Genomic DNA, 25,234 nt, shown 5'->3' with positions numbered 1-25,234 from the left:
CGAGGAGGTTTTACTAGTTTTATTAGCGATGTATTCAGTCGCTCAAATTAAAAAATTAAGATGATTCTGGTAAGTAATACTTACTCTACTAATAACTAATGACTAATGACTAATGACAAAACTAACTGATAAATTTGAGTCGGCGTTGGTTTATGCTACTCGTCTTCATGCTAGGCAAACTCGGAAGATTAGTGGTGTACCTTATATAGCGCATTTGTTGAGTGTGGCAGCTTTGGTACTGGAGGCTGGGGGAACGGAGGAGGAAGCGATCGCTGCCTTATTACACGATAGTATTGAAGACCAAGGGGGTAAGTCTACTCGTGAGGAGGTGGGGCGATTTTTTGGTGAGGCGGTAGTAGCTATAGTTGATGGTTGCACTGAATGCGATACTGAACCGAAACCACCTTGGATGGAACGCAAGCAAAGATATTTAACTAACCTACGTCATGCCTCACCCTCTATCCGGCGAGTATCTTTAGCCGATAAGCTACACAATGCACGTTCTTTACTCGCCGACTATCAACTACGGGGTAGTAGCATCTGGAGCGAGTTTAAAGCAGGTAGCGAAGGTACTTTGTGGTTTTACAGAGAGTTACAGCAAATATACACAGAAACAGGCTCAGATTGGATGACAGAGGAATTTATCCGAGTTGTTCAAGAACTCGAACAAAAAAAATAATTACGAATTACGAATTACGAATTACGAATTATCTTGGTACACTTGCTCGGTATGATATTTAATCTGCAAGCATTTACCAAAATAAAAATCTAGCTATGACTCAGAACTACCGAATTACCCTACTTCCTGGCGATGGTATTGGCCCTGAAATTATGGCAGTGGCGGTAGATGTGCTGAAAGTCGTAGGGCAGCAATTCGATATTTTGTTTGATTTCCAAGAAGCTTTAATTGGCGGTGCAGCAATTGACGCTACTGGCGAACCTCTACCAGCCGCTACTTTAGAAACTTGCCGCAACAGTGATGCTGTATTACTCGCCGCTATTGGTGGTTACAAGTGGGACTCCCTACCCTCGCACCAACGCCCAGAAGCGGGTTTATTAGGACTACGCGCTGGCTTAGGGTTATTTGCGAATTTACGCCCAGCCCAAATTTTACCCCAGTTAATTGATGCTTCTACCTTAAAGCGGGAAGTTGTGGAAGGGGTAGATATTATGGTGGTGCGCGAACTCACTGGGGGAATTTACTTTGGCAAACCCAAGGGGATTTTTGAAACTGAGACTGGTGAGAAACGCGGTGTCAATACGATGGTTTATAGTGAATCAGAAATTGACAGAATTGGTAGGGTAGCTTTTGAGACGGCGCGGAAACGTCGGGGTAAACTTTGCTCGGTGGATAAAGCCAATGTATTAGAAGTATCTCAATTGTGGCGCGATCGCATTACCAAACTTTCCCAAGAATACCCCGATGTGGAACTCTCACATCTATATGTAGATAATGCAGCTATGCAGTTAGTACGTGCGCCTAAGCAATTCGATACTATCGTCACAGGTAATTTATTCGGTGATATCCTCTCTGATGCGGCCGCTATGCTCACGGGTAGTATCGGTATGTTACCTTCCGCTAGTCTTGGCGCATCGGGGCCGGGAGTGTTTGAACCAGTCCACGGTTCTGCTCCAGATATCGCCGGACTTGATAAAGCCAACCCCCTCGCCCAAGTGTTGAGTGCGGCGATGATGTTACGCTACGCCTTAGACCAACCCAAAGCAGCAGACAAAATCGAACAAGCTGTATTACAAGTTCTAGAGCAAGGCGATCGCACAGGCGATATAATGTCAGTGGGTATGAATCTTTTAGGTTGCCGGGCAATGGGTGACTCGCTTATAACTGCCTTAGAAAAAGAATAATTTTCAGGGAAAACGCCAAATTGGCAACCAACTCTGGAAGTTTCGGCTAAACTGTTACCAAAATCTAGCAATCACATAACAGCATAGTGTACGCTTTAAAACAAGGACAAGGAAAAGTTAACTCCACTACCCCAAAGAGCCAGTCCCCTTTGATTGACCCAGCCATCATCAGAGCTGCGGGACAAATTTACTATACCCACTGTGAGGTACATCCAGAAATCGCTGGACAGCCTTCTGGTGTAGCAATTAACCGCGTAACTCATCGAGGTAAAGTAATTTTTACAGATCAACCAGTACTCTTACCACAAGAATGCTTTGTGCCATTGAGTCAAATTGAATCTTATATGTATTAGTCATTGGTCATTGGTCATTGGTCATTAGTCAAGAGCGAGTATGAATTGACACTCGACATTTGCCAAAAGATGGACGACAAATGACTCAGGACTTAAGACAAATGACATATGGATACTTTGATAGTTACCCTGGCGAGTATGATTGTTTTCGCCTTGGGTGCATCTATTGGCAGCTTTATTAATGTGGTAGTTTATCGATTACCGGCTGGCCTATCGGTTTTGTGGCCGCCTTCTCGTTGTCCTCACTGTTTAAACCAACTCAAAGCCTATGATAATGTGCCGGTTTTCGGTTGGATATGGTTAAAGGGACGATGCCGTTTTTGTAAAAGTCAGATTTCTCCGCGTTACCCTGTGGTGGAAGCCGCAACAGGGCTAATTTTTCTCCTCATATTTTTTATATTTAATGTTTCAATCATTACCATAGGTTATTGGACATTTTGTAGCTGGTTATTAGCATTATCCCTGATTGACCTGGATACTATGACCCTACCTAGCCCCTTAACTAAGTCGGGGTTGGTATTAGGGTTGGTTTATCAAATAGTTGTGGGATATATCAACGAAGGTAGCGTGTCAGCAATAGCTAGACATCTCATGATGGGGATAGTTGGGGCAGTATTAGGCTTATGGTTATTTGATGCGATCGCTCTTTTAGGTATTTTCCTACAAAAAGAAGCAATGGGTGCAGGAGATGCCAAACTCGCCGCCATGATGGGCGCGTGGTTAGGTTGGCGCTACTTGCTTCTGGCTGGGTTTATCGCCTGTTCATTAGGCGCATTAGTAGGTATTAGTGCCATCATGCTATCAAAACGCAAATGGGGGCAAAAAATCCCCTTCGGCCCCTTCTTAGCTTTAGGAGCGTTTATCACACTATTTGGTGGCAAGCCCATCTTATCTGCTTATTTAGGGTTATTTTTTTAGCAGAAGGCTTCATCCGTTAACTGGCGTTTCTACACCTGCAACTCAAATCCAGGTAATACATCTTCCCCAGAAAGAATAGCGGGTATTTGTATAACTTCTACAGCCTTGCCTAATCGATAAATTTCTACTTGGGCATCTTGAAGATTCATCAACCAACCCAAGCGTAGACCATTTTCTGTATATTCCTGCATCTTCTGTTGAATATTTGTCAACCTGTTTGTCGCCGAACGCAGTTCAATCAGAAAATCTGGTACAAGTGGCGGAAATTTTTGACGTTGTTCTGGTGTCAACGCTTCCCATCGTTTTAATTTTACCCAAGCTGCATCAGGCGATCGCTTTGCACCATTGGGGAGGATAAAAATAGTGGAAGAACTAAAAACCTTGCCTAATTTAGTTTGACGATTCCAAATTTCTAAATCGGTGATGAGTTCAGCCTCTTGATTTCCGCTTTCTCCTCCTACTGGTGGCACAATAATTAACTCCCCGGCTGCACTCATTTCTAGGCTTAAATCATGATTAGCAACACATAACTGATAAAATTGCTCATCGGTTAAATGAGCGATCGCTTTTAAATTCAGCACAATAGTTTCCATCAAACCTTCCTCGTGCCTTGTTTGCTCACATCATTTACCTATAGTTAAAAGTTTATCAGGAGTAAATTAATCAGCTATTATGCTTATAAATCACATAAAAATTCCTTACATTTGTTGACAGTTAACCCTTAACAGCCAACTGTCAACAGTTAACAACCTATTCCCTACAACTGTAACTTTCATTACCCCATAGGCACTTGACGGTTTGATAATATTAGCCTGTGACTTGGATCACCCCCTTAACGATATAGGACTAACGCTGCGGAAATTCTTGGTTTTGGGAAAGTATAAGAATTACACCTAAAATCCTTGCCCAAATTTTTGATTTTTCGTCTTCTAACTGAAGTCCTACAAAAGTACCTGTTAGTTAGTGCAACTAATGTACTAGGATGCTGATTGCTCATCAACTAGCAAAACAAACTTTTACATTGGAGCAAAAATTAAAACTGGGGTTGGGAAAAAGCGTCTTGTTGAAGGGTTTATATTGCTATCAGTCAAATTTTACCAATACATTTACAAGTGTGATGAACTAGAGACTTGTATTGGTATCAATATTTTAGTTAGGCTGGCAACTAAAGATGCAAACTTAAGGTCTAAATTGCTTATAAGCGTATTTTGACGATGTAGTCAACAGTCTAGGGAAAAAAAGTTAGTGATCAATAACACCTGATGATTAACTTCCCAAAACGATTTGACTTGTTTTCGACCTTCCACTTGAATAAGATAAAAATGGCAAACAACGAAGAATCACGCGGTTTAAAGTCTCTATTTGATTGGTTTGCAAACCGACGTAAAGCTGGAGCAACCAACCCCGAACGCCAAGAACGTGAAATTGCTGATGGGTTGTGGCATAAGTGTCCTAAATGTGGCGTATTAACCTATACAAAAGACCTACGAGCCAATCAAATGGTTTGTGTCGAATGTGGACATCATAATCGGGTAGATAGTGATGAGCGCATCCGCCAATTGACAGACCCAAATACTTGGAGGCCGATGGATGAAAATCTCCGGGCTACCGATCCTTTGCAGTTCCGCGATCGCAAAGCCTATAGCGATCGCCTGCGGGAAATGGAAGATAAACTTGGTTTATTAGATGCTGTAAAAACTGGTTTAGGACAAATCAACGGCTTACCCATTGCCTTGGCTGTCATGGATTTCCGCTTTATGGGCGGTAGTATGGGTTCAGTCGTAGGCGAAAAAATCACCCGCCTCATTGAACAAGCCACCCAACGCCGTTATCCAGTAGTCATTGTCTGCACCTCCGGCGGAGCCAGAATGCAGGAAGGTATGCTTTCTCTGATGCAGATGGCGAAAATTTCTGCCGCGTTAGAACGTCACCGCGATGCTCGATTACTTTATATCCCTGTATTGACCAATCCCACAACAGGCGGCGTAACTGCCAGCTTTGCCATGTTGGGAGACATCATCATAGCAGAACCAAAAGCCACCATTGGTTTTGCTGGTCGGCGCGTAATTGAGCAAACCCTACGAGAAAAACTGCCAGAAGACTTCCAATCGGCAGAAGACTTGCTCAAGCACGGCTTTGTCGATGACATTGTACCCCGTACCCAATTAAAGACCACCTTAGCTCAACTAATAGCTCTACATCAGCCTGTACCTACAACCCCTCCTATGGTGCTGTGGGAGACGACGATGAGTCTTAGTTCCACAGCTGCTGAATAAATGAAGGATGAGGGAGACAAGGAAGACAAGGTAGCAAGATATTCTTCCCTATCTCCCCCCTAATACCAATTCAAAATTCATAGCTTATTTTATTTTGTGATTGTTGGTACTAAATACTTACACCTTGTCTAAAACCTACACCCGTCAGTTACTAGCCTCTGACAGATGTAGGTTTTTTAAGCTTGACATAAGAAACATGGGTTATGAGTTTCAATATCTGGTTAAAAACGGCATTTATTAGCTATTCTCATTGCATCTTAGGGAGCTTAGTATAATTTTCTAAATTCAATACTACCCGTGAAATTTCTTAATAATCTTTATACAAAAAATAAATGATGGGTGTTACTCCTCATAGCAAAAATGGTATACTGTGCTAAGTAGATGCACCCTGATGATCTGGAGAGCTGCCCAAGTGGCTCTCCTTTTTTGATTGACAAGAGGGCAATGTTTCACTCTCATGAATTACAAATTGCAAAGTACCAATTACGAATTACAAATTACGGATGACGAATTGATATAATCGCCAGTCAGCTAATCTTAGTTGTATGGGTGAAAAGAAGATGGCAGACTGGCAAGAAGTGAGCGGAGGCGTGACAGCACCAAAAGGTTATCAGGCGGCAGGAATTACAGCCGGGCTAAAACCTTCGGGGTTGCCAGATTTAGCGTTGATTGTGTCAGATGTAGAAGCGATCGCATCTGGTGTATTTACAACTAGTCATGTAAAAGCAGCTTGTGTAGATTACTGTCGTCAACGTTTACAAGCCAAGCAAATCGCCCGTGCCATTCTCTGCAACGCCGGACAAGCCAACGCTGCTACAGGTATCCAAGGTATTAAGGATGCTCAAGAAAGCGCCGAGTTATTAGCAAAAGAGCTAAATATTTCCCCCGAATTAATTCTATTGGCTTCCACTGGCGTAATTGGTCAACGAATTAAAATGGATGCTTTACGTAATGGCATTCCTCAAGTAGTAGCATCCCTTTCACCCACAGGTTCCGATGCCGCAGCAGGGGCAATTATCACCACAGATTTAGTCACAAAATCCATTGCTCTAGAAACAACTATAGGTGAACGTCCAGTCCGCATTGGTGGTATCGCTAAAGGTTCAGGAATGATTCACCCTAACATGGCAACGATGCTGGCTTTTGTAACCTGTGATGCGGCAGTTTCCCCCCATCTTTGGCAACAAATGTTAACCAGGGCAGCAGATAGAAGCTTTAACTCCATCACTGTAGATGGGGATACCAGCACTAACGACAGTTTAATTGCCCTAGCCAACGGTCAATCTCGCACTCCAGCAATTACTGATATTGGTGTAGAGTCGGAAAAATTAGAAGCCATGCTAACAGCAGTATGCCAGCATTTAGCCAAAGCGATCGCGCGTGATGGTGAAGGTGCAACCTGTTTAGTAGAAGTGCAAGTTACAGGCGCACATGATGAACAAGCAGCTAGACAAATCGCCAAAACTATCGCAGGTTCATCATTAGTTAAGTCTGCAATCTTTGGTCGTGATCCCAATTGGGGGCGCATCGCCGCCGCCGCCGGGCGTGCAGGCGTTGTCTTCGAGCAAGAGAATTTGCAAATCAAGCTAGGCGGCTTTTTACTATTAGAAAATGGCCAACCCCTCCCCTTTGACCGCGCAGCCGCCAGCGCATATTTAAAACAAGCCGCCGCAGGTGCTTATCTTCAACAAGATACCGTGTTAATTTCCGTCAACATCGGTAATGGTCACGCCACTGGTAAAGCTTGGGGATGCGATTTAAGTTATGACTATGTGAAGATTAATGCTGAGTATACGACTTAGTAATCAATTCAAAATTCAAAATTCGTCTTGAAAAGTTTCCTACGGCGGGAAACCCGCCTACAAAACTTTTGTCTGCGACACGCTACCGCGAACGCAAAATTCAAAATTACTCAGCACTCTCTTTTTCAACTCAGGTAAACTTAATGAGGAAGTAAAAGCGATCGCCTATTACAATAATGCAGATTACCCAAAGTCTCCATACAGCCATTCTCGTCACAAATTTGGAAAAGTCTGAACATTTTTACGGTCAAGTATTGGGATTATCCAAAATCGACCGTTCATTAAAATATCCAGGTGCATGGTATCAAGTGGGTAACTATCAAATTCATCTCATAGTTGCGTCAGATGTACCCACCGACAACCCCAACGATAAATGGGGACGCAACCCCCATGTTGCTTTTTCTGTCGCCGACTTAGAAGCAGCCAAGCAAGAGTTACTCAGTCAAAATTATCCCATTCAACCCAGCGCCTCCGGTCGCCCAGCTTTGTTTACACAAGACCCTGATGGGAATATTATCGAGTTGAGTCAGCAGTGAGGGGAGTGAGGGGAGATGAGGGAGATGTGGTTCGACTACGCTCACCAACCGGGAGATGAGGGAGAGTTACTATGGACTAATGACTAATGACTAATGACTAATGACCAATGACTAATGAAAATAATTGCCTACACTTACACTGATCCGCTACTTGATGCTTCTCCCATACAAACTAATTGGGAGTGGGAGGTGGAACGGGTGTATGAGGATTTGGGAGCGCGATCGCAATTACAACAATTATTTATTGATTGTCAGTCCCAATCTTGTAATTTCTTGATTGTACGACGTTTGGAAGAATTGGGGGATGATTTAGAAGAAGTTAGCGATCGCCTTAATCAATTAGAAGCTATGGGTGTAGAAATCATTGCTACTCAACAAGGTTACAACTCAGAAACTTCTTATCTACGTGCTGATTTGCTGAAGTTATTACAAGAAATTCAACGTCAACAACGTAGCCGCCGCATCCGTCAAGGACACGCCCGTAATCGTCTTGATGCTGCGCCGCCTCCTGGTAAAGCACCTTATGGCTATCGCAGAGGTAAGGATAAATATATCCTTGATCGCAGTACGGCTCCAGTAGTTAAAGATTTTTTTGACAACTTCTTACTTTATAGTTCTCTGCGGGGTGCAGTCCGTTACTTAGCTAAAAAATATGGTAAGAAAATATCTGTTACAACTGGTAAGCGTTGGTTAACTAATCCTGTTTATCGTGGTGATACTGCTTATCAAAATCAGGAAATTATTTCTGATACCCACACTCCCATCATTTCTAGAGAAGAAGCTGCCCAAGTTGATAGACTCTTACGCCGTAATAGCCGCTTACCCTCTCGCAGCGCCAGTGCGCCACGTTCCTTAGCTGGTTTAGTGGTTTGTCAGCAGTGTCAGTCACACATGACAGTTACCCGTGTTACTCAACGTCATCAAGATAAAGAGTATCTTTACTTACGTCCGATTAACTGTCCGCAAAGTCCTAAGTGTAAAGCTATTGCTTATCAAGAAATTTTAGAATGTACAATTGCCAAGGTTTGCAACGATTTACCTTTGGCAGTAGCAGGGATAAATTTTCCCCAATTAGATACAGTTAAGAATAGTTTAAAAGAAGCGATCGCCCATCAGCAACAGATACTACAACAGATACCAAATTTAGTAGAAACTGGTGTTTTAGATACCCAAACAGCCAAGTTAAGAACTTACAAACTCCGTACAGAAATTTCTACACTACAAGCAAAATTAGCAACGCTTCCGCCAGTCAATTTATTATCTGTTGCACAGGCAGTTTCTCTTCCTCAATTTTGGTTAGATTTATCAGAATCCGAACGCAGATTTTACTTTCGAGAATTTATTAAGCAGATTGAAATTATACGTCAAGATCAACGTTGGGATTTACAAGTAGTTTTTATTTTTTAGTCATTAGTCATTAGTCCATAGTTATTCTCCCCTGCTCCCTTCTTTTAGTTTCTATCTTTACCAAAAGTTTGTATCATTATTTATCTAGCTACAATTATTGAAAAAATTGCAGCAAATTTTAGAAAATTTCCCTAAAAAATTATCGCTGGAAAGAGAAAATTAAGCTAACCTGGGAACTTAGTAATTATGGAATAGAAATCTCATCCCCTAAGAGGATAGAGGTTTAGTTAGTGGTCTGTAATCTGTTGTCAGTAGCAAAGGTATGAAACAAAACCAAGAATAACTGACAAGTACAACACAGTAAACAAGTTGTTACTGGGTGGCAACATTAGAGATTCACTTTAATCTCTATGTAATCAAACCAGCAAGTAAAATGATTATCATAGAATATGCAGGAAGGAAGCTTTATTTGGGGTCATCTAGAAAGACAGCACCGTGCAGTTGACAAATGGATTGATGGCTTATGGCTAGTGGTGTTGCTGATTGCAGCATTACTACTGTTTAGCGTTAATCTAGGAGGATTACCCCTACAAGATTGGAATGAGGGAACTGTCGCCCAAATTGCTAAGGAGATAGCGCGAGAATCTTTTGATTCTCTACGTTGGCTTTATCCTACCCTAAGAGGGGAAGCTTATTATCACACACCGCCTCTGATGCACATCCTCATTGCCTGGGCTTACTCTTTAGGGGGTGTGAATGAATGGACGACACGTTTACCAGGAGCAATTTTAACTGCTTTTTCCGTACCATTACTGTATTGTCTTGGTAGAGAATTATTTAGGCAACGCTGGGCAGCAATTTATAGTGCCTTAATCTATCTAACAATGCTTCCCGTAGTCCGTTATGGACGGTTGGCAATGTTAGATGGGGCGGTGGTGAGTTTCTTGTTGGTGATGATGCTGTGTGTGTTGCGATCGCGGCGAGATTTACGCTACTGTCTGGGTATTGGTTTGAGTTTGGGGTTGATTTGCCTGACTCAAGGATTATCAGGTTTGTTGTTAGGTGTAGTTGTCTTAGTATTTTTATTTTGGGATACACCAAGATTACTTAATAGTTATTATCTATGGATAGCGATCGCCATTGGATTATTGCCTGTAACTGGTTGGTATGGCGCACAACTACTACATTACGGTGCTGATTTTGCTTACAACGGTTTACTCATTCCATTTCAAGAACAAATCGGCATACTTAGCAGCAAGGATACTCAACCACCTTGGTTTTATCTCCTCGAACTCTTCAAGTGGACTTGGCCTTGGTTAATCTTCTTACCCCAAACTGCCAAGTTACTATGGGAAAATCGTAATCTTAGCTGGGCAAGGCTCATACTTGTATGGAGTGGAGTTTACCTAATTCTGATTTCTTTAATGAGTGCTAAACTCGCTTGCTATATCTTTCCCATTTACCCCAGCCTTGCCTTAGCTTTCGGCGCACAATTAGCAGAGATAGAAAACTTACCTTTACTATCATCTTATCCCCGTGGTTGGGTAGCCGGGTTATCAATGCTGGCTGTAGTTGCTTCCGCTCTCAGCATTCACTTTAGTTGGGGTATAGCCTCAAAAACAGACTTACAATTAATTTTTGCCGCCATAGCGTTAACGATGATTATGGGCGCAATTTTAGCAGAACGAGGCGATGGACAATTCCTCAAGATATTGTTTTGGGGAAGTTATATTTCGTTGTTATTGTTGATGAAATCTAACTATTGGGTTTGGGAAATCTGGCAAGCCTACCCAGTCAAACCCGTAGCTGGGATGATACAGCAAGTAAACCCACCCGTAAAGCAAGTTTACACATCATTTCCCTATCATCGCCCCTCATTGGACTTTTATAGCGATCGCCATATCATTCCCGTTTCCACTCAAGAATTGCAATATCGTTGGCGCTACGACAGACAGCCATACTTACTCATCAACACCGCCGACTTAAAACGCCTGCAATTAGACTCCATCAAACCACTCGCCAAAGCAGAAGACTGGGTATTAATTACCAAAGAAACTAATCGGTTGTAAAAGGAGTGAAGAGAGTGATGAGTAGAGAGTGCTGAGTGCTGTTAGCGGTAGCGGCGCTTTTAGCGCGTGCTGAGTGAGGAAAGTGCTGAGTAAGCTTCTCTCCCTCATCTCCCTCCTCTCCCTCATTTCCCCCCTCTCCCCTACCTAACCTCCTCCGTCCCCGGTGGCTGCTGATTATAACTTGTCTTTTGTTGCGTGACAGATATCATGCCGAAGAAAATAGCACTGCCAACTATTAAAGCTAACAAAGGACGTTTAAAAAGGATAAAATCTCTTATAATTCTAGATATAGGGCTGCTTTGACGACGCAGTGATGAACAGATCATTATCTGGTTCAATGTAAAAGGATCACGAACGTAATGTCCGCTTTGACACACTACTAATCGTTCTTGACAATAAGGACAAGTATATAAACCTATATAACTTTTAATCTGTTTTGCCTTAGCATACTTTTGGCAAATGGGGCAAGTAACATAATAATTATCAAAGGTGTGTGTATTCATCTACCTCGTCCGCTAGTCCATTTACTCGCTCTATTAAGGATACCCATATTCACTTCCCCAGTAATACTTAGTAGATATGCCACTGTAGGCTAAAAGTTACTTTTCATCATACAGATGTACTTCTACCAAGGATGACTTAATGGTTGCAACACCACGAGTATAGCTAGATTTAAGCAAAGATGTCTCTTGTTTATTGTTGATTTGTAGCCTATTGAGTCAATGCTTAGATACTATACTCTTGCCATTAACAGCAAAAAATTAGTGACTGAAAAAATTGTGTTAGCCGAGTAGGGCGTTAAGCCCTCTTAGAGTACTAAGTACTGTTTGCAGTGGCAAGGCGTTTAGCCTGCGCTAAATAAAAATATTGCACTTCTATCCTTAACCTTGTCCATTGCTGATCAACTTTCTCTCATTTAACCATTATCGCTAGAAAAATTTGGTATAGCAAAATTTTTTTGGCTACAGATTGTAAATTTGGTTTACTAAATTTACTTGTCTGGTTGATAAATAATGTCTCACAATGAGAAATAACAAATAAAAATTTACATTTTTTCTTACATTTACCCCCCCTTTCAATGACTCTACTGCCTCCCACCGAGTTGAGGAAGGTAACGGAACCACCTGTTTTCCCTACACCTTCCGCCCGTCTTACACATCTAGTTAACCGTTTTCAACTTTCCCCAGAAACTACAGTATTGTTTTTAGCCGTACTCATTGGCGGTGGCACTGGTATGGGGGTGGTGACTTTTCACTATTTGATTGAGTTAATTCACCACCTCATGCTAGAAAATTTGATGGGTGCGATTGGTGTTTGGGGGGCTTGGACGTTAGCGCTGGTTCCCACGTTAGGGGGCTTGATAGTAGGCTTGATGCGTTGGCGCACTCAAGACTTTGGCCCTGGGCTATCTTCTCTCATTGCCGCTTCCGAGGGAGGAGAAATTAAGGGGCAATTACGCCCTGTCACCAAAATGTTAGCCGCTTCTGTTTCTTTGGGTAGCGGTGCTTCTTTAGGACCAGAGGGGCCGAGTGTGGAAATTGGCGCTAATTTTGGGATGTTATTGTCCTTAATATTACAAGTCTCCCAAGATCGGCAGCGTTTACTTTTGGGTGCGGGTGCGGCGGCTGGTTTGGCGGCAGGATTTAACGCACCGATCGCTGGGGTGTTTTTTGCTTTAGAAGTAGTAATGGGGGCAACATCTTTTGCGACTTCGGCTGTTAGTGTAGTGCTGTTAGCGGCGGTAGTAGCAGCTTTAATCGCCCAAATCGGTTTAGGCGCACAACCTGCTTTTGCTTTACCTGTTTACCAAGTCCGTAGCCCTCTAGAATTACCTCTTTACCTGGGTTTGGGGTTAAGTGCAAGTGTAGTTTCTCTGGCTTATAAACAATCAATTAACTGGGCAAAAGCTTGTTTTGCTGGTGAAGTTCCTGGGTTTAACTTTTTAGGGAAAATTCCCCAACCAATTCACCCTATTATCGGTGGTGTAATTATCGGTATAGTTGCTTTACAATTCCCACAAATTTTGGGTATTGGATATGGCACTGTGCAAGCAATGCTGCAAGATGTGAAATTTTCTCTAGATTTACTTCTAATATTATTAGTTCTCAAACTGCTGATGACAGCAATTAGTTCTGGTAGCGGTTTTGTGGGGGGTTTATTTGCGCCAGCGATGTTTTTGGGTGCTTCTTTAGGTTCAGCTTATGCCAAAATTCTCATGCTCATCGCCCCAGGAATTAGTGAATATATGGCAGCACCTCCGGCTTACGCAATGGTGGGGATGGCAGCTGTATTAGCTGGGAGTGTCAGAGCGCCGTTAACTTCAATTTTAATGCTGTTTGAACTCACCCGCGACTATCGCATCGTTTTACCTCTAATGGCAGCCGTGGGTTTAAGTGTTTGGTTAGTAGAAAGGATGAAACCCGTGACTAACTCTAATACCAACCTACAGCAAATTGGTCTTTCTATTCCGAAAGACCAAAAATTAGAAATTTTGCAGCAAGTTTTAGTAGAGGATGCGATGCTTGCTTGCCCCAAAAAGCTACCTGCAACTATGGACATTGTAGAAGCTGCTAAGGAAATGTTAGGCGATCGCACTCGCAGTGCTTTAGTTATAGATGATGCAGAAAAACTAGTCGGGATTCTCTCTCTAGAAGACCTCAATCGTAATCTTTCTCTATGGCAAAACTACCCGAATCTCTCTAGCGAAATTCCTGGTAATTTAACCAGTCAAACTATCATTGATGTCTGTACAAAAGAAATCCTCTATGCTTGGCCAGATGAACCTTTATCTGAAGCTGTAGACCGCATGGAAGTTAGAGGCTTGTATCAGTTACCCGTAGTAGCACGAGACAACCATGACCAGATTCTCGGCTTGCTAGATAGGGAGCAAATTGCATTAACATGCAGTTTAGCCGTTACACGTCAAACACTTTCTCAGTTAGTTAATTAGTCATTAGTCATTAGTCCATAGTCCATAGCCCATAGTCATAAGTAAATTATGAACTGCTGTTACCTATTGACTGTTGACTATTGACTATTGACTAACCAATTATGCTGTAGCCTCAGCCAGGTCTAAAGCTTCTTTTTCTTCTTCATCTACTTGGCGAAGACGAATGTGTTTTTTCCCTAAAGTAATAACGAACTGGTCTCCTGGTTTGAGGTTCATCTGTGTTGTGTAAGCCGAACCAATCAATAAATTACCGTTCGACTGCACACTAATTCTATAGCTAGCACTTCTTCCTCCACGACCATTGGCGTTAGGAGAGGTGTCTAACTGAATGCCCTCTGCATCAATTAGGGCATTTAAGAATTTCATCATATTGACACGCTCTATACCATTTTTGGTAACGGTATAGTAGCCACACTGTTTAGCTTTTTCTTCTTTGCTCAGGCTCTCAAGTTCTTTAACTTTTTTGAGCAGTTCTTCACCGACTAGGGGTTCAATCTTTTTCTGTTTAGGCATCAACTTATGGCAGAAATCAGTGGTTTAAGTAGTTGAATCGATTTTATTTTAGCTGACCTTGAGCTAATAGGAACAGTATCCTTTAGTTTTTATCTCAGCCCTAGCCAAGTATATTACATCATCGGCTAAAGTGTTACCTGATTACCAATATTTACCACACAATTTAATTTTGATAATCTTAATAACTATATATAGTTAATGAAACACTGCTAAACTATATTTATTTAAGTTTTCTAAACCAAAGGAAAAACTTGTCTACTAAGACAGCTTGATCATTGAGGAGAAAAATGATAAGTAAAACTGATCCATAGTCAACAGTCAACAGTCAACAGTCAAATCTTCTTACCTATAAAACTATGGACTATTGACTATGGACTAATAACTAATGAAACTAACAACTAGAGGACATTATAGTGTCAAAGCTTTGCTGGACTTGAGTTTACAGCCAAGTTATGGCCCTGCATCTGTAAAAGCGATCGCTAAACGTCAAGATATTCCTGCCCCCTATCTGGAGAAATTACTAATAGAAATGCGCCGTGCTGGACTAGTAAAATCAATTCGGGGTAGCGTTGGTGGCTATCAACTAGCACGAGAACCAGGAAAAATATCTATAGGGCAAATTTTAGAGGCAGTTGGTGAAAACCTAACTAATTTACCCAACCATACCCCCACCCCAGGACAAACAGAAGATTGGGTAACTTTTAGTCTTTGGCAAAGACTCAACCAGAAACTAAAAGAAGCTTTAGACAGTATTACTCTGGCAGATTTGTATTACGATGCTCGTAGCTGGCAAGCTTCCTTGGGAGAAGAAGCGAATTTTGTAGTTTAGTTATTAGTCATTAGTCCATAGTCCATAGTTATGAGTAAAGGTTGACTGTTGACCAATAACCAATGACCAATGACAAATAACATCTATATATTAATCATTGCTGCATTTCTAGATTACTTAATAGGTGATCCTTGGGGTTGGCCTCATCCCGTGCAATTTATGGGCTGGGTGATTTCACGGTTGAGCAAATTTTTTCTCCAAATATGTCAAAAATCTCTAACACAACGGCTAGCTGGAATTGTTTTAGCAACAGTTTTGATTATTGGTAGTGGTGGGATAGGTTGGTTAATTATTCAAGTTACAAGATGGCTCAATCCTGTTTTGGCTATTGTTGTAGAAAGTATGATGTTAGCCAGCTGTTTTGCTTTGAGAAGTTTACGCAACGCTGCTATTGATGTTTTACAACCTTTGTTAACAGGAGATTTAGTAGCAGCTAGACAAACTTTGAATAACTATGTTGGGAGAGATACAGATAACCTTCCAGAATCAGAAATTTTACGAGCAGTTTTAGAAACAGTTACGGAAAATGCCACTGATGGAGTGATGGCTCCATTATTTTACGCCTTAATTGGTACGTGCATTCCCTATGTTGGGGCAGTTCCTTTGGCTTTGGCTTATAAAGCTAGCAGTACTTTGGATTCAATGGTAGGTTATAAAGAAGCACCCTATACATATTTAGGATGGTTCAGTGCGCGGCTAGAAGATTACTTAACTTGGTTGCCTTGCCGTCTCACAGTCATAACTTTAGGAATATTATCGGGCAAACCTGGAGATGTGTGGCGCATTTGTCGCCGGGATGCAGTAAAAGATCCCAGCCCTAACTCTGGCTGGAGTGAGTGCGCCTATGCAGCAATTTTGGGTGTACAGATGGGGGGTACAAATTGGTATCGTGGTGTAGCCAAGGAAAAACCTCTCTTGGGCGATCGCCTTTCTCCCATCACCTCAAGTCACATTCAAACAGCATTACAACTAACTAGATATTGCTTTTTACTCTGGCTAGGGGTGGCGATCGCACTACTGCTGCTACTCTAAATATCAGTTATCAGTCATCAGTTAACTGTCAACTGTCAATTGTCAATTGTCAACTGCCCCAATCACTCTATGACTACGCCACCTGCTAAAGTTGTTGAAATCCTTTCCGCAGAAGACCTCCGTCGTACCTTAACGCGGTTGGCATCTCAAATTATCGAAAGAACAAGAGATTTATCTCAATTGGTACTGCTGGGTATTTATACTAGAGGCGTGCCATTGGCGGAAATGTTAGCGCGTCAGATTGAAACCCTTGAAGGTGTTAATGTAGCGGTAGGTGCTTTAGATATCACTTTTTATCGAGATGACCTTGACCAAATAGGTTTACGAACTCCTGCCAAAACTAACATTACATTTGACTTGACAGGCAAAACAGTTGTTTTAGTAGATGATGTCATATTCAAAGGGCGAACAATTCGGGCAGCTTTGAATGCTGTTAATGAGTATGGGAGACCAGAGTTAATTCGTTTAGCCGTCTTGGTTGATCGGGGTCATCGGGAAGTCCCTATTCATCCAGATTTTGTTGGTAAGCAGTTACCTACAGCAAAAGAAGAAGTAGTTAAGGTTTACTTACAAGACTGGGATGGTAGAGATGCAGTGGAGCTAATTGATTATTAGTGCAGTCTCAAAAACAGCCAAATTAGTAAAAAGTGAGGGTGTCTGAAAACTTTTTAGTGTTGTATTTAATACTTATCAATTCCTCTAGCTCCTCTTTTTAATGTAGGCTAGGGGTAATATTTTATGCTTAGAAAAATCCCCAGGTTAAATCTATATATATTTATATAATAAACTAATATCAAGCAAATAAGTAGTTATTTGACTTTTAATAGCATCATTTATTTTAAGTAGAACAAGGTGAAAAAACCAAAGTGTGTAAAGATAAGTAAATACATAAATGTGTCTACCAAGGTAACAGGGATATGGGCAGCCGTTTAAGGGTATTTCTGACTCCTAAGCAAGATAAAATTTTGTTCAACCTGAGAACGGCAGATGTACCCCAGAAAGTGAAAGACCGAGCCGAAGTGATCAGATTAAGCGCACATGGTTGGTACGTAGAGAAGATAGCAGATCACTTTGACTGGACTGCCCAAACAGTAAGAGAAGTTTTGCATAGATGGGAAAAACAAGGTCTAGAAGGACTGTGGGAGAAAGCAGGGCGGGGAGGAAAATCAAGGTGGGCAGAAGCTGACATGGCGTTCTTAGAAAAATGCTTGGAGCAAGAACCACGTACATATAATAGTGTTCAATTAGCCCAAAAATTAGAGCAAGAACGCTCCGTGAAATTGAGTCCTGACTGGTTAAGGCAGGTACTCAAAAAAAGGGGGTCATTTGGAAGCGAACTAGAAAAAGCCACAAAGGAAAGCAAGACAAAGTATTGCAGCAAATCAAACAGGCAGACTTAGAGATGTTGGAATTATCTGCTGCTGCTGGAGAAATCGATTTAAAGTATATGGATGAATCAGGGTTTTGTGCCTGGAGTGAACCCAGTTACAGTTACTACTTCCGAGGTCAGCAAAAACGCCTGGAGCAGAGTAAGCGTCGGGGTCGAAGGTTAAGTATTATTGGGTTTCTTCAACCCCTAATTAGTTTTGTGTACGGTCTAGTGATTGGTGGCGTTTCACGCAAATCCTATATTCAAATGATGGAGCTTGAAGCACTTGAAGCCCAAAAAGCAGGTCGTATCAGAGTCATCGTTCAGGACAACGGCCCGATACATCGGTGCAAAGAAGTTCAGCAATTATGGACAAAGTGGGAAGAGATGGGTTTGTACATCTTCTTTTTACCTAAATATTGCTCAGAGATGAATCCAATTGAATTGGAGTGGCAACACCTGAAAAAAAATGAACTAGCTTCTCAAAGTTTTGAGGATGAATTAGACCTTGCCTATGCTGTCATTGATGGAGTTCAAAATAGAGGAGAAAAGGGAAACTACAGTACGCAACGTGTAAAATTTAACTCTTATTCTTCTGCTTAATTCTTTGTTACATACTTATAAATTTTCTCCACGACTTACTTATTAGTTTCAATATAATTGATAACTTATTAAAGTAACTACTAGTAAAAATGGCTGTAGTTCCTATTTTACATTGTTTTTTAATAAAAATTGTGTAATTTTATTTCTAGAGATAGATTACTTACTTACTATAAAATAAGCTTTATTATAAAACTATGTGGATGAAGTTTACTAAATTCATCATTTAATTATAGCGTTTCTCACTCTGGTGAAGTACAGTAACAAGAATGGGTAAACCAATTATAAATATCATTTAACGAGACTTGGTTAAAAGCACTTTCAATTGCTTTTGCTAAGTCTGGATAACTTTTAGCTCCAATAGAACGTAGTATATTTTTAATTTTTGACCAACAGTTTTCAATGGGTGAGAAATCAGGAGAATATGGTGGTAAATAAATCAATTTAGCTCCAGCAGATTCGATTAATTCCTCAATATCTCTACCTTTATGAATTGAACAATTATCCATAATTACATAAGCGCCTTCCCACAGTTTTGGAACTAATTTTTGAGAAATGTAAGCCTCAAATGTTAGCCCATCAGATGCTCCTAAAATGCTATATTGACTAATCACGCCTTTGAGAGCAATCGCTCCAATTATGGATACATTTTTACAACGTTTTTGAGGTCGTGAACTATGCGCTCTTTTACCTTTTTTAGAACGGGCGGAGTGTCTTATTAAAGATAGATTAGCTCCTGCTTCATCAATAAAGACAAGGTTTTCCGCCGGTATCTCATGAAGTTTAAGCCAGAACTGTACTCTTAATAATTGTACTCTTTCAGTCTCTTTTTCAGAGGCGTGCAATGTTTTTTTTTAGGCTGATTTCTATCCTCTGTAACATCCTGTCTACCGTAGATATACTAATTGTTATTCCTGTTTTTTCTTTGAGAATTAAGCTAATTTCTTTTAAGGTGGCATCATTCTTAGCTTCAACTATTTCTTCCAGAATCTTAATTTGTTCTTCGTTGAGCTTTGGAGGAGTTTGTTTTGTCCTCACTTTAGGAGCGATACTTGCTGTTTCTCTATATTGCTTTAGTAATTTCTCAATAAAACCTAAACTTACACAAAATTTGTTTGCTAATTGACGTTGTGATATTCCACCTGTTTTATATGTATCCAATATTTTTTGGCGAAAGTCTAGGGAATATGGTTTCATTTTTACCCTTGAGTAGATACACTGATTTATTTTAATAACTGTACTTCATTAGACTGGTAAACGCTATATCAGCAATAAAAATTATAAGGAAATAAATACAAATAGTGTATTATTGATAATAATTTTCAATTTTTGTAACTCATAGTGATGAAAATGACATTATGGTTGATGGATATCTGCCAAAAACTACACTGATTTTCCTGATTGCATCCGAAAGGAGTGAAGATACATATCACGCAAACAATTGGGGAGCAAATTCCTTAATTGGCTCCTTATTTGCAGGCTAGAAGACAACAAAAAATCCTGGTCTGAATGAGAACTGCCACTAGAAGCCGCAGGAGGCAGCAATGGACAACAGTCCAATCAGAGTGCTTTTAGTTGATGATGGCGAAAATGATTACGTTTTAACTCGTAATTGGTTCAGCGAATTTCGGGTAGCTGAGTGCGAACTGGAATGGGTGGACAATTACGAAGCGGCAAAAAGTGCGATCGCTCAACGTCGGCATGACATATATTTAGTAGACTATCGTTTAGGTGTACACAGTGGGTTAGAACTGTTACGCGAAGCAATAGCTGCTGGCTGCTTATCTCCCATAATTCTGCTAACAGGTCAAGGAGATTGGGAAGTAGACTTAGAAGCGATGAAAGCTGGAGCCGCAGACTATCTAGAAAAAAAACAACTGAATGCACCTCTGCTAGAACGTTCTATCCGTTACGCCATTGAGCGCAAACAAACAGAAAAAAAAATCCGCCAACAAGCAGAACTCCTGGATATTGCTAATGATGCTATTTTTGTTCAAGATTTAGATGGGCAAATTTTATTTTGGAACCAAGCAGCAGAACGGTTATACGGTTGCAAAAAAATAGAAGCAATTGGTACAAAGACCCGCAAGCTGTGGCAAGAGAAAGAATTATCATTATTACAACAAGCATTGGCGACTTTGCAGCAAGAGGGTTATTGGAAAGGAGAGTTATCTCAAATTACAAAATCTGGCAAAGAAATTATTGTCGAAAGTAGTTGGACATTAGTACATGAGTTTGCTGATAAGCCTCAATGTATACTCATTGTTAATACTGAAATCACACAAAAAAAGCAACTAGAAGCGCAGTTTCTCCGCGCCCAAAGATTAGAGAGTATCGGCACACTAGCGAGTGGTATTGCTCATGATCTCAACAATGTTCTAGCTCCGATTTTAATGACAGCACAACTTTTAGAATCGCAAATTAAAGATGAACGTTTGCAAAGACTGCTACCGATATTAACTACCAACGCGAAAAGAGGAGCAAATTTAGTTAGGCAAGTATTATCTTTTACTCGCGGTCTTGAGGGTGAACGAACTTTATTACAGTTAAAGCACTTAATTGGAGAAATTCAACAAGTTATCAAAGAAACTTTTCCTAAATCAATTGAAGTTGTAGCCCAAATTTCTCAAAACCTTTGGACTGTTTCTGGTGATGCTACCCAATTGCATCAGGTCTTGATGAACTTGTGTGTGAATGCTCGTGATGCTATGCCCAAAGGTGGTAGTTTAACAATCACTGCGGAAAATCTCTCAATTGATGAGAATTACGCCAAAATGAACTTAGATGCTAAAGTCGGTGCGTATGTGGTAGTGACGATCACCGATACAGGCACAGGTATTAGCCGAGACATATTAGATCGGATATTTGAGCCATTTTTTACTACTAAAGAACTGGGTAAAGGTACAGGGCTAGGGCTTTCTACAGTACTAGGTATTATTAAAAGCCACGGGGGTTTTATTAACGTATATAGTGAAGAGGGAAAGGGTAGTCAATTTAAAGTATATATACCCGCTCAAGATGCCAAAGAAGTTTTAGACGAAATCGAACTGGAACTAGCTTCAGGAAATGGCGAGTTAATTTTAGTTGTAGATGATGAAGATGCCATAAGAGTTATTACAAAAACATCTCTAGAGGCTCATAATTATAAAGCTATTACCGCTAGTGATGGTATTGAAGCGATCGCCTTATACGCCGAACACCGAGACGAAATATCACTGGTACTAACTGATATGGTAATGCCTTACATGGATGGATTAACCACCATTCGGACATTACAAAAGATGAATCCAGATGTCAAAATTATTGCTGTGAGTGGTTTGGCTACCCATGATAAAGTCAATACAGCCTATAATATGGGTATCCAAGCATTTTTACCCAAGCCATACACAGCCAGCCAATTATTAGAAATAATCCGTACAGTTAAAGGTACAATTTAATTAATATTTGTAGGGTTAGGTGATTGGTAATTAGTAATAAAAAATCTAATTACTTATTAATCATTACCTAATTACTTATATAAGTTTTATTAGTAAAATATTATACTAATTAATTATGGAATCAGTTTTGTCATCTACGCCTACTACAGTAATTAAGCCAAGAATTGAAGATAGTTTCGCTATTACTTTTGCACCTTTATCTCTAGAAGAGATTTATGCTAAAGCCGATGATGGTGCTAATGGTGCGGTTGTAGTGATGAGTGGCATGGTACGGAACCAAACTGACGGAAAACCTGTAGTTTCTTTAGAATATCAAGCGTATGAACCGATGGCAATGCGGGTATTCTATCAAATAGCGGCTGATATTCGCTCCTTATGGACTGGAGTAAATCGAGTAGTAATTCACCATCGAGTGGGACATTTGCAGGTGGGGGAAATCAGTGTTCTGGTAGCCATTGGTTGTCCACATCGCGGTGAGGCATTTGAAGCTTGTCGCTATGCTATAGATACCCTCAAGCACAACGCACCTATTTGGAAAAAAGAACATTGGCAAGATGGTTCTAGTACCTGGGTGAGTATTGGTGCTTGTGAACAATCAGGAGAAAATTGCTAAGAATGGGTGTGGCTAACGACGTTTATTGTGACGTTCGTAATCCTCAAAACGAATTTTAGCGATCGCACTTCTAGAAAAAGTTCTGGCAACAATACCCTCGGAGCGACCACCAGCACTCTCATCTAGAGCTACTTTGGTTTTTGGTAACATCTCCTTGAGTAACTCATACGTTGCCTCAATAGTTGTGGGTAATGCCTCAACTGTTGCTAATCTTGGTGTTAATTCTAACCCATAATCAATAGATGCTTTTTTGAGTTGATCTTCATTGAGAAATGTCTGTCCACCATTGTCTCGCCATGCTGCTAATTCTTGTACAGACTTAGTAAACAGCATGGAAATATCTGTGAACACTGATACATCAAATAGTCGCCAACCAATACTTTTTTGTCCTGTATATTGCTTGCTGGCAGCAGTGACTTTCCCACCATACAATTCAAGATAAGCAACAATCATATTTTGCCCTGAGTGGGGCAGTAAATCTGCAACACCTTTGAGAGCCTCTACAATGCCCAAGGCAGGATTACCAATGAGATCGCCTTTAGCAAAGAGCAATTCTTCCCTACTACCTAAAACATAATTTCCATCGGGTAACATGATAATACGAGAGTTAGTACCGTCTACTTTCTCGGTCAAAATCACTTCTCCCTCAAACTTGACACACTCATCAAGCAATTTCCCTTTATCACCCAACGCATGATAAGTGGAAATACTTGGATATTTAGTCATGGAGTTGAGCTTACTTAAATCACAACTTCGCAATGAAAAATTGTTACTCATGTTACGTTATTCAATATTATTTTTATACTACAATTGTAGTATAAACTCAAAATAACCTTTTCCGAACTGCTATATTGAACAACCAAATTAAGTAGGTGGACATAATTATTTAGAAGACGCATTTCGACTACGCTCAATGCTCGATTCCAGAGAAGACGAGGGTTGAGCGTAGTCGAAACCCGCTAATCTCAAGTTAGGTTTAATTTAGTCCTTCTACTTATATCTGCGTTAATAGCTGTACTGTTGCTCTTGCTAAGTCGAGTGATAATTGCGATCGCAAGCAACTATATTTACTCCCCAAGTTAGTTAAGCATTGAGAATTAAGATAATGTATCCTGATTTGGTATCCAACCCAAAGCAGAGAAATTGTCAATGCGAAGCTAAAATAGTAGTCTACGTGTAAATTGCTTGAACTATTGATTCTATGACTTCTGCTACGACCGTAAAAACAGAGTACGAAGCGATTATCGGTCTAGAAACCCATTGTCAGCTCAGTACGAATACCAAAATTTTCTCAAGTAGCTCAACGGCATTTGGGGCTGATCCTAATACTAACATTGACCCTGTGTGCATGGGTTTACCTGGAGTTTTACCTGTACTCAACGAAAAAGTTCTAGAATACGCTGTTAAAGCAGGTTTGGCCCTGAATTGCCAAATTGCTAAATATAGTAAATTTGACCGTAAACAGTATTTTTATCCAGATTTACCCAAAAATTACCAAATTTCTCAATATGACTTACCCATAGCTGAACATGGTTGGTTGGAGATTGAATTAGTAGATGTTGATGGTAATCCCAAGCGCAAGCGTATTGGGATTACACGCTTGCACATGGAAGAAGACGCAGGTAAATTAGTCCATGCGGGGAGCGATCGCATCTCTGGCTCTACCTATTCCTTGGTAGACTACAACCGTGCAGGTGTGCCATTGGTAGAAATTGTTTCCGAACCAGATATCCGTTCTGGACAAGAAGCCGCCGAATATGCCCAAGAATTACGCCGGGTTTTACGCTATCTCGGTGTGAGTGATGGTAATATGCAGGAAGGTTCTCTGCGTTGTGATGTCAACATATCTGTGCGTCCTGTAGGACAAGAAAAGTTCGGCACGAAGGTAGAAATTAAAAACATGAACTCCTTCAGCGCCATTCAAAAAGCGATTGAGTACGAAATTGAACGGCAAATAGAAGCCATAGAGTCAGGCGAACGCATCATTCAAGAAACGCGGCTGTGGGAAGAAGGTTCACAACGCACAATTAGTATGCGGACTAAAGAAGGTTCTAGCGATTACCGCTACTTCCCCGAACCAGATTTAGCACCCATTGAGGTGACGGATGCACAACTCAATCAATGGCGCAGCGAATTACCAGAACTACCAGCGCAAAAGCGCCACCGTTACGAAAACGAATTGGGACTGTCAGCTTACGATACCAGAGTGCTGACAGAAGATGTGATTGTATCCCAATATTTTGAAGCGGCGATCGCATCTGGTGCAAATCCGAAAGCAGCAGCAAATTGGATTACCCAAGATATCGCCGCCTACCTCAACAAACAAAAACTCAGCATCACCGAAATCGGTTTAACACCTGTTAATCTAGCAGATGTAATTACACGGATTGAATCTGGTAAGATTAGTAACGCCCAAGCTAAACAAAAGTTACCAGAGTTACTCACAGGGTTATCTCCTGAGAAAGCTTTTGCCGGACAAGAACTAATTAGCGATCGCAGCGTTTTAGAACCCATTGTTGATGAGGTGATAGCCGCTAACCCCAAAGAACTGGAAAAATATCGCAACGGTAACACCAACCTTAAGGGCTTTTTCGTTGGGCAAGTGCTGAAAAAGACAGATAAGCGTGCTGACCCCAAACTGACAAACGAATTGGTAGAAAAGAAACTGAACGGCTAATACCAGCCTTTACTCAGTCATATTTTCACAATATTTTTACATAAATTACA

The 25,234-nt window shown here is 40.9% G+C and carries 22 protein-coding genes; 17 read left to right on the top strand and 5 right to left on the bottom strand.

Annotation, left to right across the window (positions count from 1 at the left end; all coding sequences use genetic code 11):
* The first annotated feature begins 112 nt into the window (after nt 1–112).
* The 4 genes from NSMS1_RS25655 (at nt 113) to NSMS1_RS25640 (ending at nt 3,134) form a co-directional block, all read left to right on the top strand.
* A complete protein-coding gene (locus tag NSMS1_RS25655; protein WP_224087496.1) occupies nt 113–679 on the top strand; it encodes an HD domain-containing protein in 567 nt (188 codons plus the stop codon).
* Nucleotides 680–774: 95 nt separating this feature from the next.
* A complete protein-coding gene (gene leuB, locus NSMS1_RS25650) occupies nt 775–1,863 on the top strand; it encodes a 3-isopropylmalate dehydrogenase (RefSeq protein ID WP_224087495.1) in 1,089 nt (362 codons plus the stop codon).
* 86 nt (nt 1,864–1,949) lie between these two features.
* Entirely contained in the window at nt 1,950–2,216 is a 267-nt protein-coding gene (locus tag NSMS1_RS25645) for a hypothetical protein (protein WP_224087494.1), read from the top strand.
* Nucleotides 2,217–2,324: 108 nt separating this feature from the next.
* The gene (locus tag NSMS1_RS25640) at nt 2,325–3,134 is read left to right on the top strand and encodes a prepilin peptidase (RefSeq protein WP_224087493.1); all 810 of its coding nucleotides are present in this window, start codon (nt 2,325–2,327) and stop codon (nt 3,132–3,134) included.
* A gap of 29 nt (nt 3,135–3,163) precedes the next feature.
* On the opposite strand, the gene NSMS1_RS25635 is transcribed toward NSMS1_RS25640, so the two are convergent.
* The gene (locus NSMS1_RS25635) at nt 3,164–3,727 is read right to left on the bottom strand and encodes a Uma2 family endonuclease (RefSeq protein WP_224087492.1); all 564 of its coding nucleotides are present in this window, start codon (nt 3,725–3,727) and stop codon (nt 3,164–3,166) included.
* A 729-nt stretch (nt 3,728–4,456) separates the two neighbouring features.
* On the opposite strand from NSMS1_RS25635, the gene accD reads away from it, so the two are divergent.
* The 5 genes from accD to NSMS1_RS25610 all read left to right on the top strand — a co-directional run bounded on the left by accD (nt 4,457) and on the right by NSMS1_RS25610 (nt 11,164).
* Complete coding sequence (accD, locus tag NSMS1_RS25630; protein ID WP_224087491.1) at nt 4,457–5,410, top strand: acetyl-CoA carboxylase, carboxyltransferase subunit beta; 954 nt, start codon at nt 4,457–4,459, stop codon at nt 5,408–5,410.
* A 560-nt stretch (nt 5,411–5,970) separates the two neighbouring features.
* The gene (gene argJ, locus NSMS1_RS25625; RefSeq protein ID WP_224087490.1) at nt 5,971–7,212 is read left to right on the top strand and encodes a bifunctional ornithine acetyltransferase/N-acetylglutamate synthase; all 1,242 of its coding nucleotides are present in this window, start codon (nt 5,971–5,973) and stop codon (nt 7,210–7,212) included.
* Nucleotides 7,213–7,388: 176 nt separating this feature from the next.
* Nucleotides 7,389–7,748 (top strand): VOC family protein, encoded by a 360-nt coding sequence (locus tag NSMS1_RS25620; protein WP_224087489.1) that lies wholly within the window; start codon nt 7,389–7,391, stop codon nt 7,746–7,748.
* A gap of 114 nt (nt 7,749–7,862) precedes the next feature.
* On the top strand, nt 7,863–9,155 hold the full coding sequence (locus NSMS1_RS25615; RefSeq protein ID WP_224087488.1) for a recombinase family protein: 1,293 nt from the start codon (nt 7,863–7,865) through the stop codon (nt 9,153–9,155).
* 389 nt (nt 9,156–9,544) lie between these two features.
* Nucleotides 9,545–11,164 (top strand): ArnT family glycosyltransferase, encoded by a 1,620-nt coding sequence (locus tag NSMS1_RS25610; protein WP_224087487.1) that lies wholly within the window; start codon nt 9,545–9,547, stop codon nt 11,162–11,164.
* 140 nt (nt 11,165–11,304) lie between these two features.
* Here NSMS1_RS25610 and NSMS1_RS25605 read toward each other — a convergent pair whose 3' ends face one another.
* Complete coding sequence (locus NSMS1_RS25605; protein WP_224087486.1) at nt 11,305–11,667, bottom strand: hypothetical protein; 363 nt, start codon at nt 11,665–11,667, stop codon at nt 11,305–11,307.
* A 575-nt stretch (nt 11,668–12,242) separates the two neighbouring features.
* On the opposite strand from NSMS1_RS25605, the gene NSMS1_RS25600 reads away from it, so the two are divergent.
* The gene (locus tag NSMS1_RS25600; RefSeq protein ID WP_224087485.1) at nt 12,243–14,114 is read left to right on the top strand and encodes a chloride channel protein; all 1,872 of its coding nucleotides are present in this window, start codon (nt 12,243–12,245) and stop codon (nt 14,112–14,114) included.
* A gap of 99 nt (nt 14,115–14,213) precedes the next feature.
* On the opposite strand, the gene NSMS1_RS25595 is transcribed toward NSMS1_RS25600, so the two are convergent.
* Complete coding sequence (locus NSMS1_RS25595) at nt 14,214–14,627, bottom strand: AbrB family transcriptional regulator (protein ID WP_224087484.1); 414 nt, start codon at nt 14,625–14,627, stop codon at nt 14,214–14,216.
* Nucleotides 14,628–15,012: 385 nt separating this feature from the next.
* Here NSMS1_RS25595 and NSMS1_RS25590 point away from each other — a divergent pair, with 385 nt between their 5' ends.
* The 4 genes from NSMS1_RS25590 to NSMS1_RS25575 all read left to right on the top strand — a co-directional run bounded on the left by NSMS1_RS25590 (nt 15,013) and on the right by NSMS1_RS25575 (nt 18,460).
* Nucleotides 15,013–15,456 carry an Rrf2 family transcriptional regulator gene (locus NSMS1_RS25590; RefSeq protein ID WP_224087483.1) on the top strand — a complete coding sequence of 148 codons (444 nt, stop codon included), beginning with the start codon at nt 15,013–15,015 and terminating at the stop codon, nt 15,454–15,456.
* Between the two features lie 69 nt (nt 15,457–15,525).
* Nucleotides 15,526–16,488, top strand: a complete 963-nt coding sequence (cbiB, locus tag NSMS1_RS25585; RefSeq protein ID WP_224087482.1) for an adenosylcobinamide-phosphate synthase CbiB — start codon at nt 15,526–15,528, stop codon at nt 16,486–16,488.
* A gap of 69 nt (nt 16,489–16,557) precedes the next feature.
* The gene (gene pyrR / locus NSMS1_RS25580; protein WP_224087481.1) at nt 16,558–17,103 is read left to right on the top strand and encodes a bifunctional pyr operon transcriptional regulator/uracil phosphoribosyltransferase PyrR; all 546 of its coding nucleotides are present in this window, start codon (nt 16,558–16,560) and stop codon (nt 17,101–17,103) included.
* Nucleotides 17,104–17,405: 302 nt separating this feature from the next.
* A protein-coding gene (locus NSMS1_RS25575; RefSeq protein WP_224085966.1) for an IS630 family transposase occupies nt 17,406–18,460 on the top strand; the annotation gives its coding sequence in 2 pieces (ribosomal slippage) (nt 17,406–17,798 and nt 17,801–18,460; 1,053 coding nt in all).
* Nucleotides 18,461–18,699: 239 nt separating this feature from the next.
* Here the strand turns inward: NSMS1_RS25575 and NSMS1_RS25570 are convergent.
* A protein-coding gene (locus tag NSMS1_RS25570) for an IS630 family transposase (protein WP_263432538.1) occupies nt 18,700–19,654 on the bottom strand; the annotation gives its coding sequence in 2 pieces (ribosomal slippage) (nt 18,700–19,312 and nt 19,311–19,654; 957 coding nt in all).
* Between the two features lie 347 nt (nt 19,655–20,001).
* On the opposite strand from NSMS1_RS25570, the gene NSMS1_RS25565 reads away from it, so the two are divergent.
* Nucleotides 20,002–21,894: a response regulator gene (locus NSMS1_RS25565; protein ID WP_224087480.1), complete on the top strand. Its 1,893-nt coding sequence runs from the start codon at nt 20,002–20,004 to the stop codon at nt 21,892–21,894.
* Between the two features lie 115 nt (nt 21,895–22,009).
* Nucleotides 22,010–22,507: a molybdenum cofactor biosynthesis protein MoaE gene (locus NSMS1_RS25560; RefSeq protein WP_224087479.1), complete on the top strand. Its 498-nt coding sequence runs from the start codon at nt 22,010–22,012 to the stop codon at nt 22,505–22,507.
* A 12-nt stretch (nt 22,508–22,519) separates the two neighbouring features.
* On the opposite strand, the gene NSMS1_RS25555 is transcribed toward NSMS1_RS25560, so the two are convergent.
* On the bottom strand, nt 22,520–23,233 hold the full coding sequence (locus tag NSMS1_RS25555) for an RNA ligase family protein (RefSeq protein WP_224087478.1): 714 nt from the start codon (nt 23,231–23,233) through the stop codon (nt 22,520–22,522).
* Nucleotides 23,234–23,708: 475 nt separating this feature from the next.
* On the opposite strand from NSMS1_RS25555, the gene gatB reads away from it, so the two are divergent.
* Nucleotides 23,709–25,184 (top strand): Asp-tRNA(Asn)/Glu-tRNA(Gln) amidotransferase subunit GatB, encoded by a 1,476-nt coding sequence (gene gatB / locus NSMS1_RS25550; RefSeq protein WP_224087477.1) that lies wholly within the window; start codon nt 23,709–23,711, stop codon nt 25,182–25,184.
* Nucleotides 25,185–25,234: the final 50 nt, after the last annotated feature.

Origin of the sequence: Nostoc sp. MS1, assembly GCF_019976755.1 — a bacterium.
Taxonomy (GTDB): Bacteria; Cyanobacteriota; Cyanobacteriia; order Cyanobacteriales; family Nostocaceae; genus Trichormus.
Note: the sequence above shows the minus strand (reverse complement) of the source record. Positions and strands in the feature narration are given on the sequence as shown.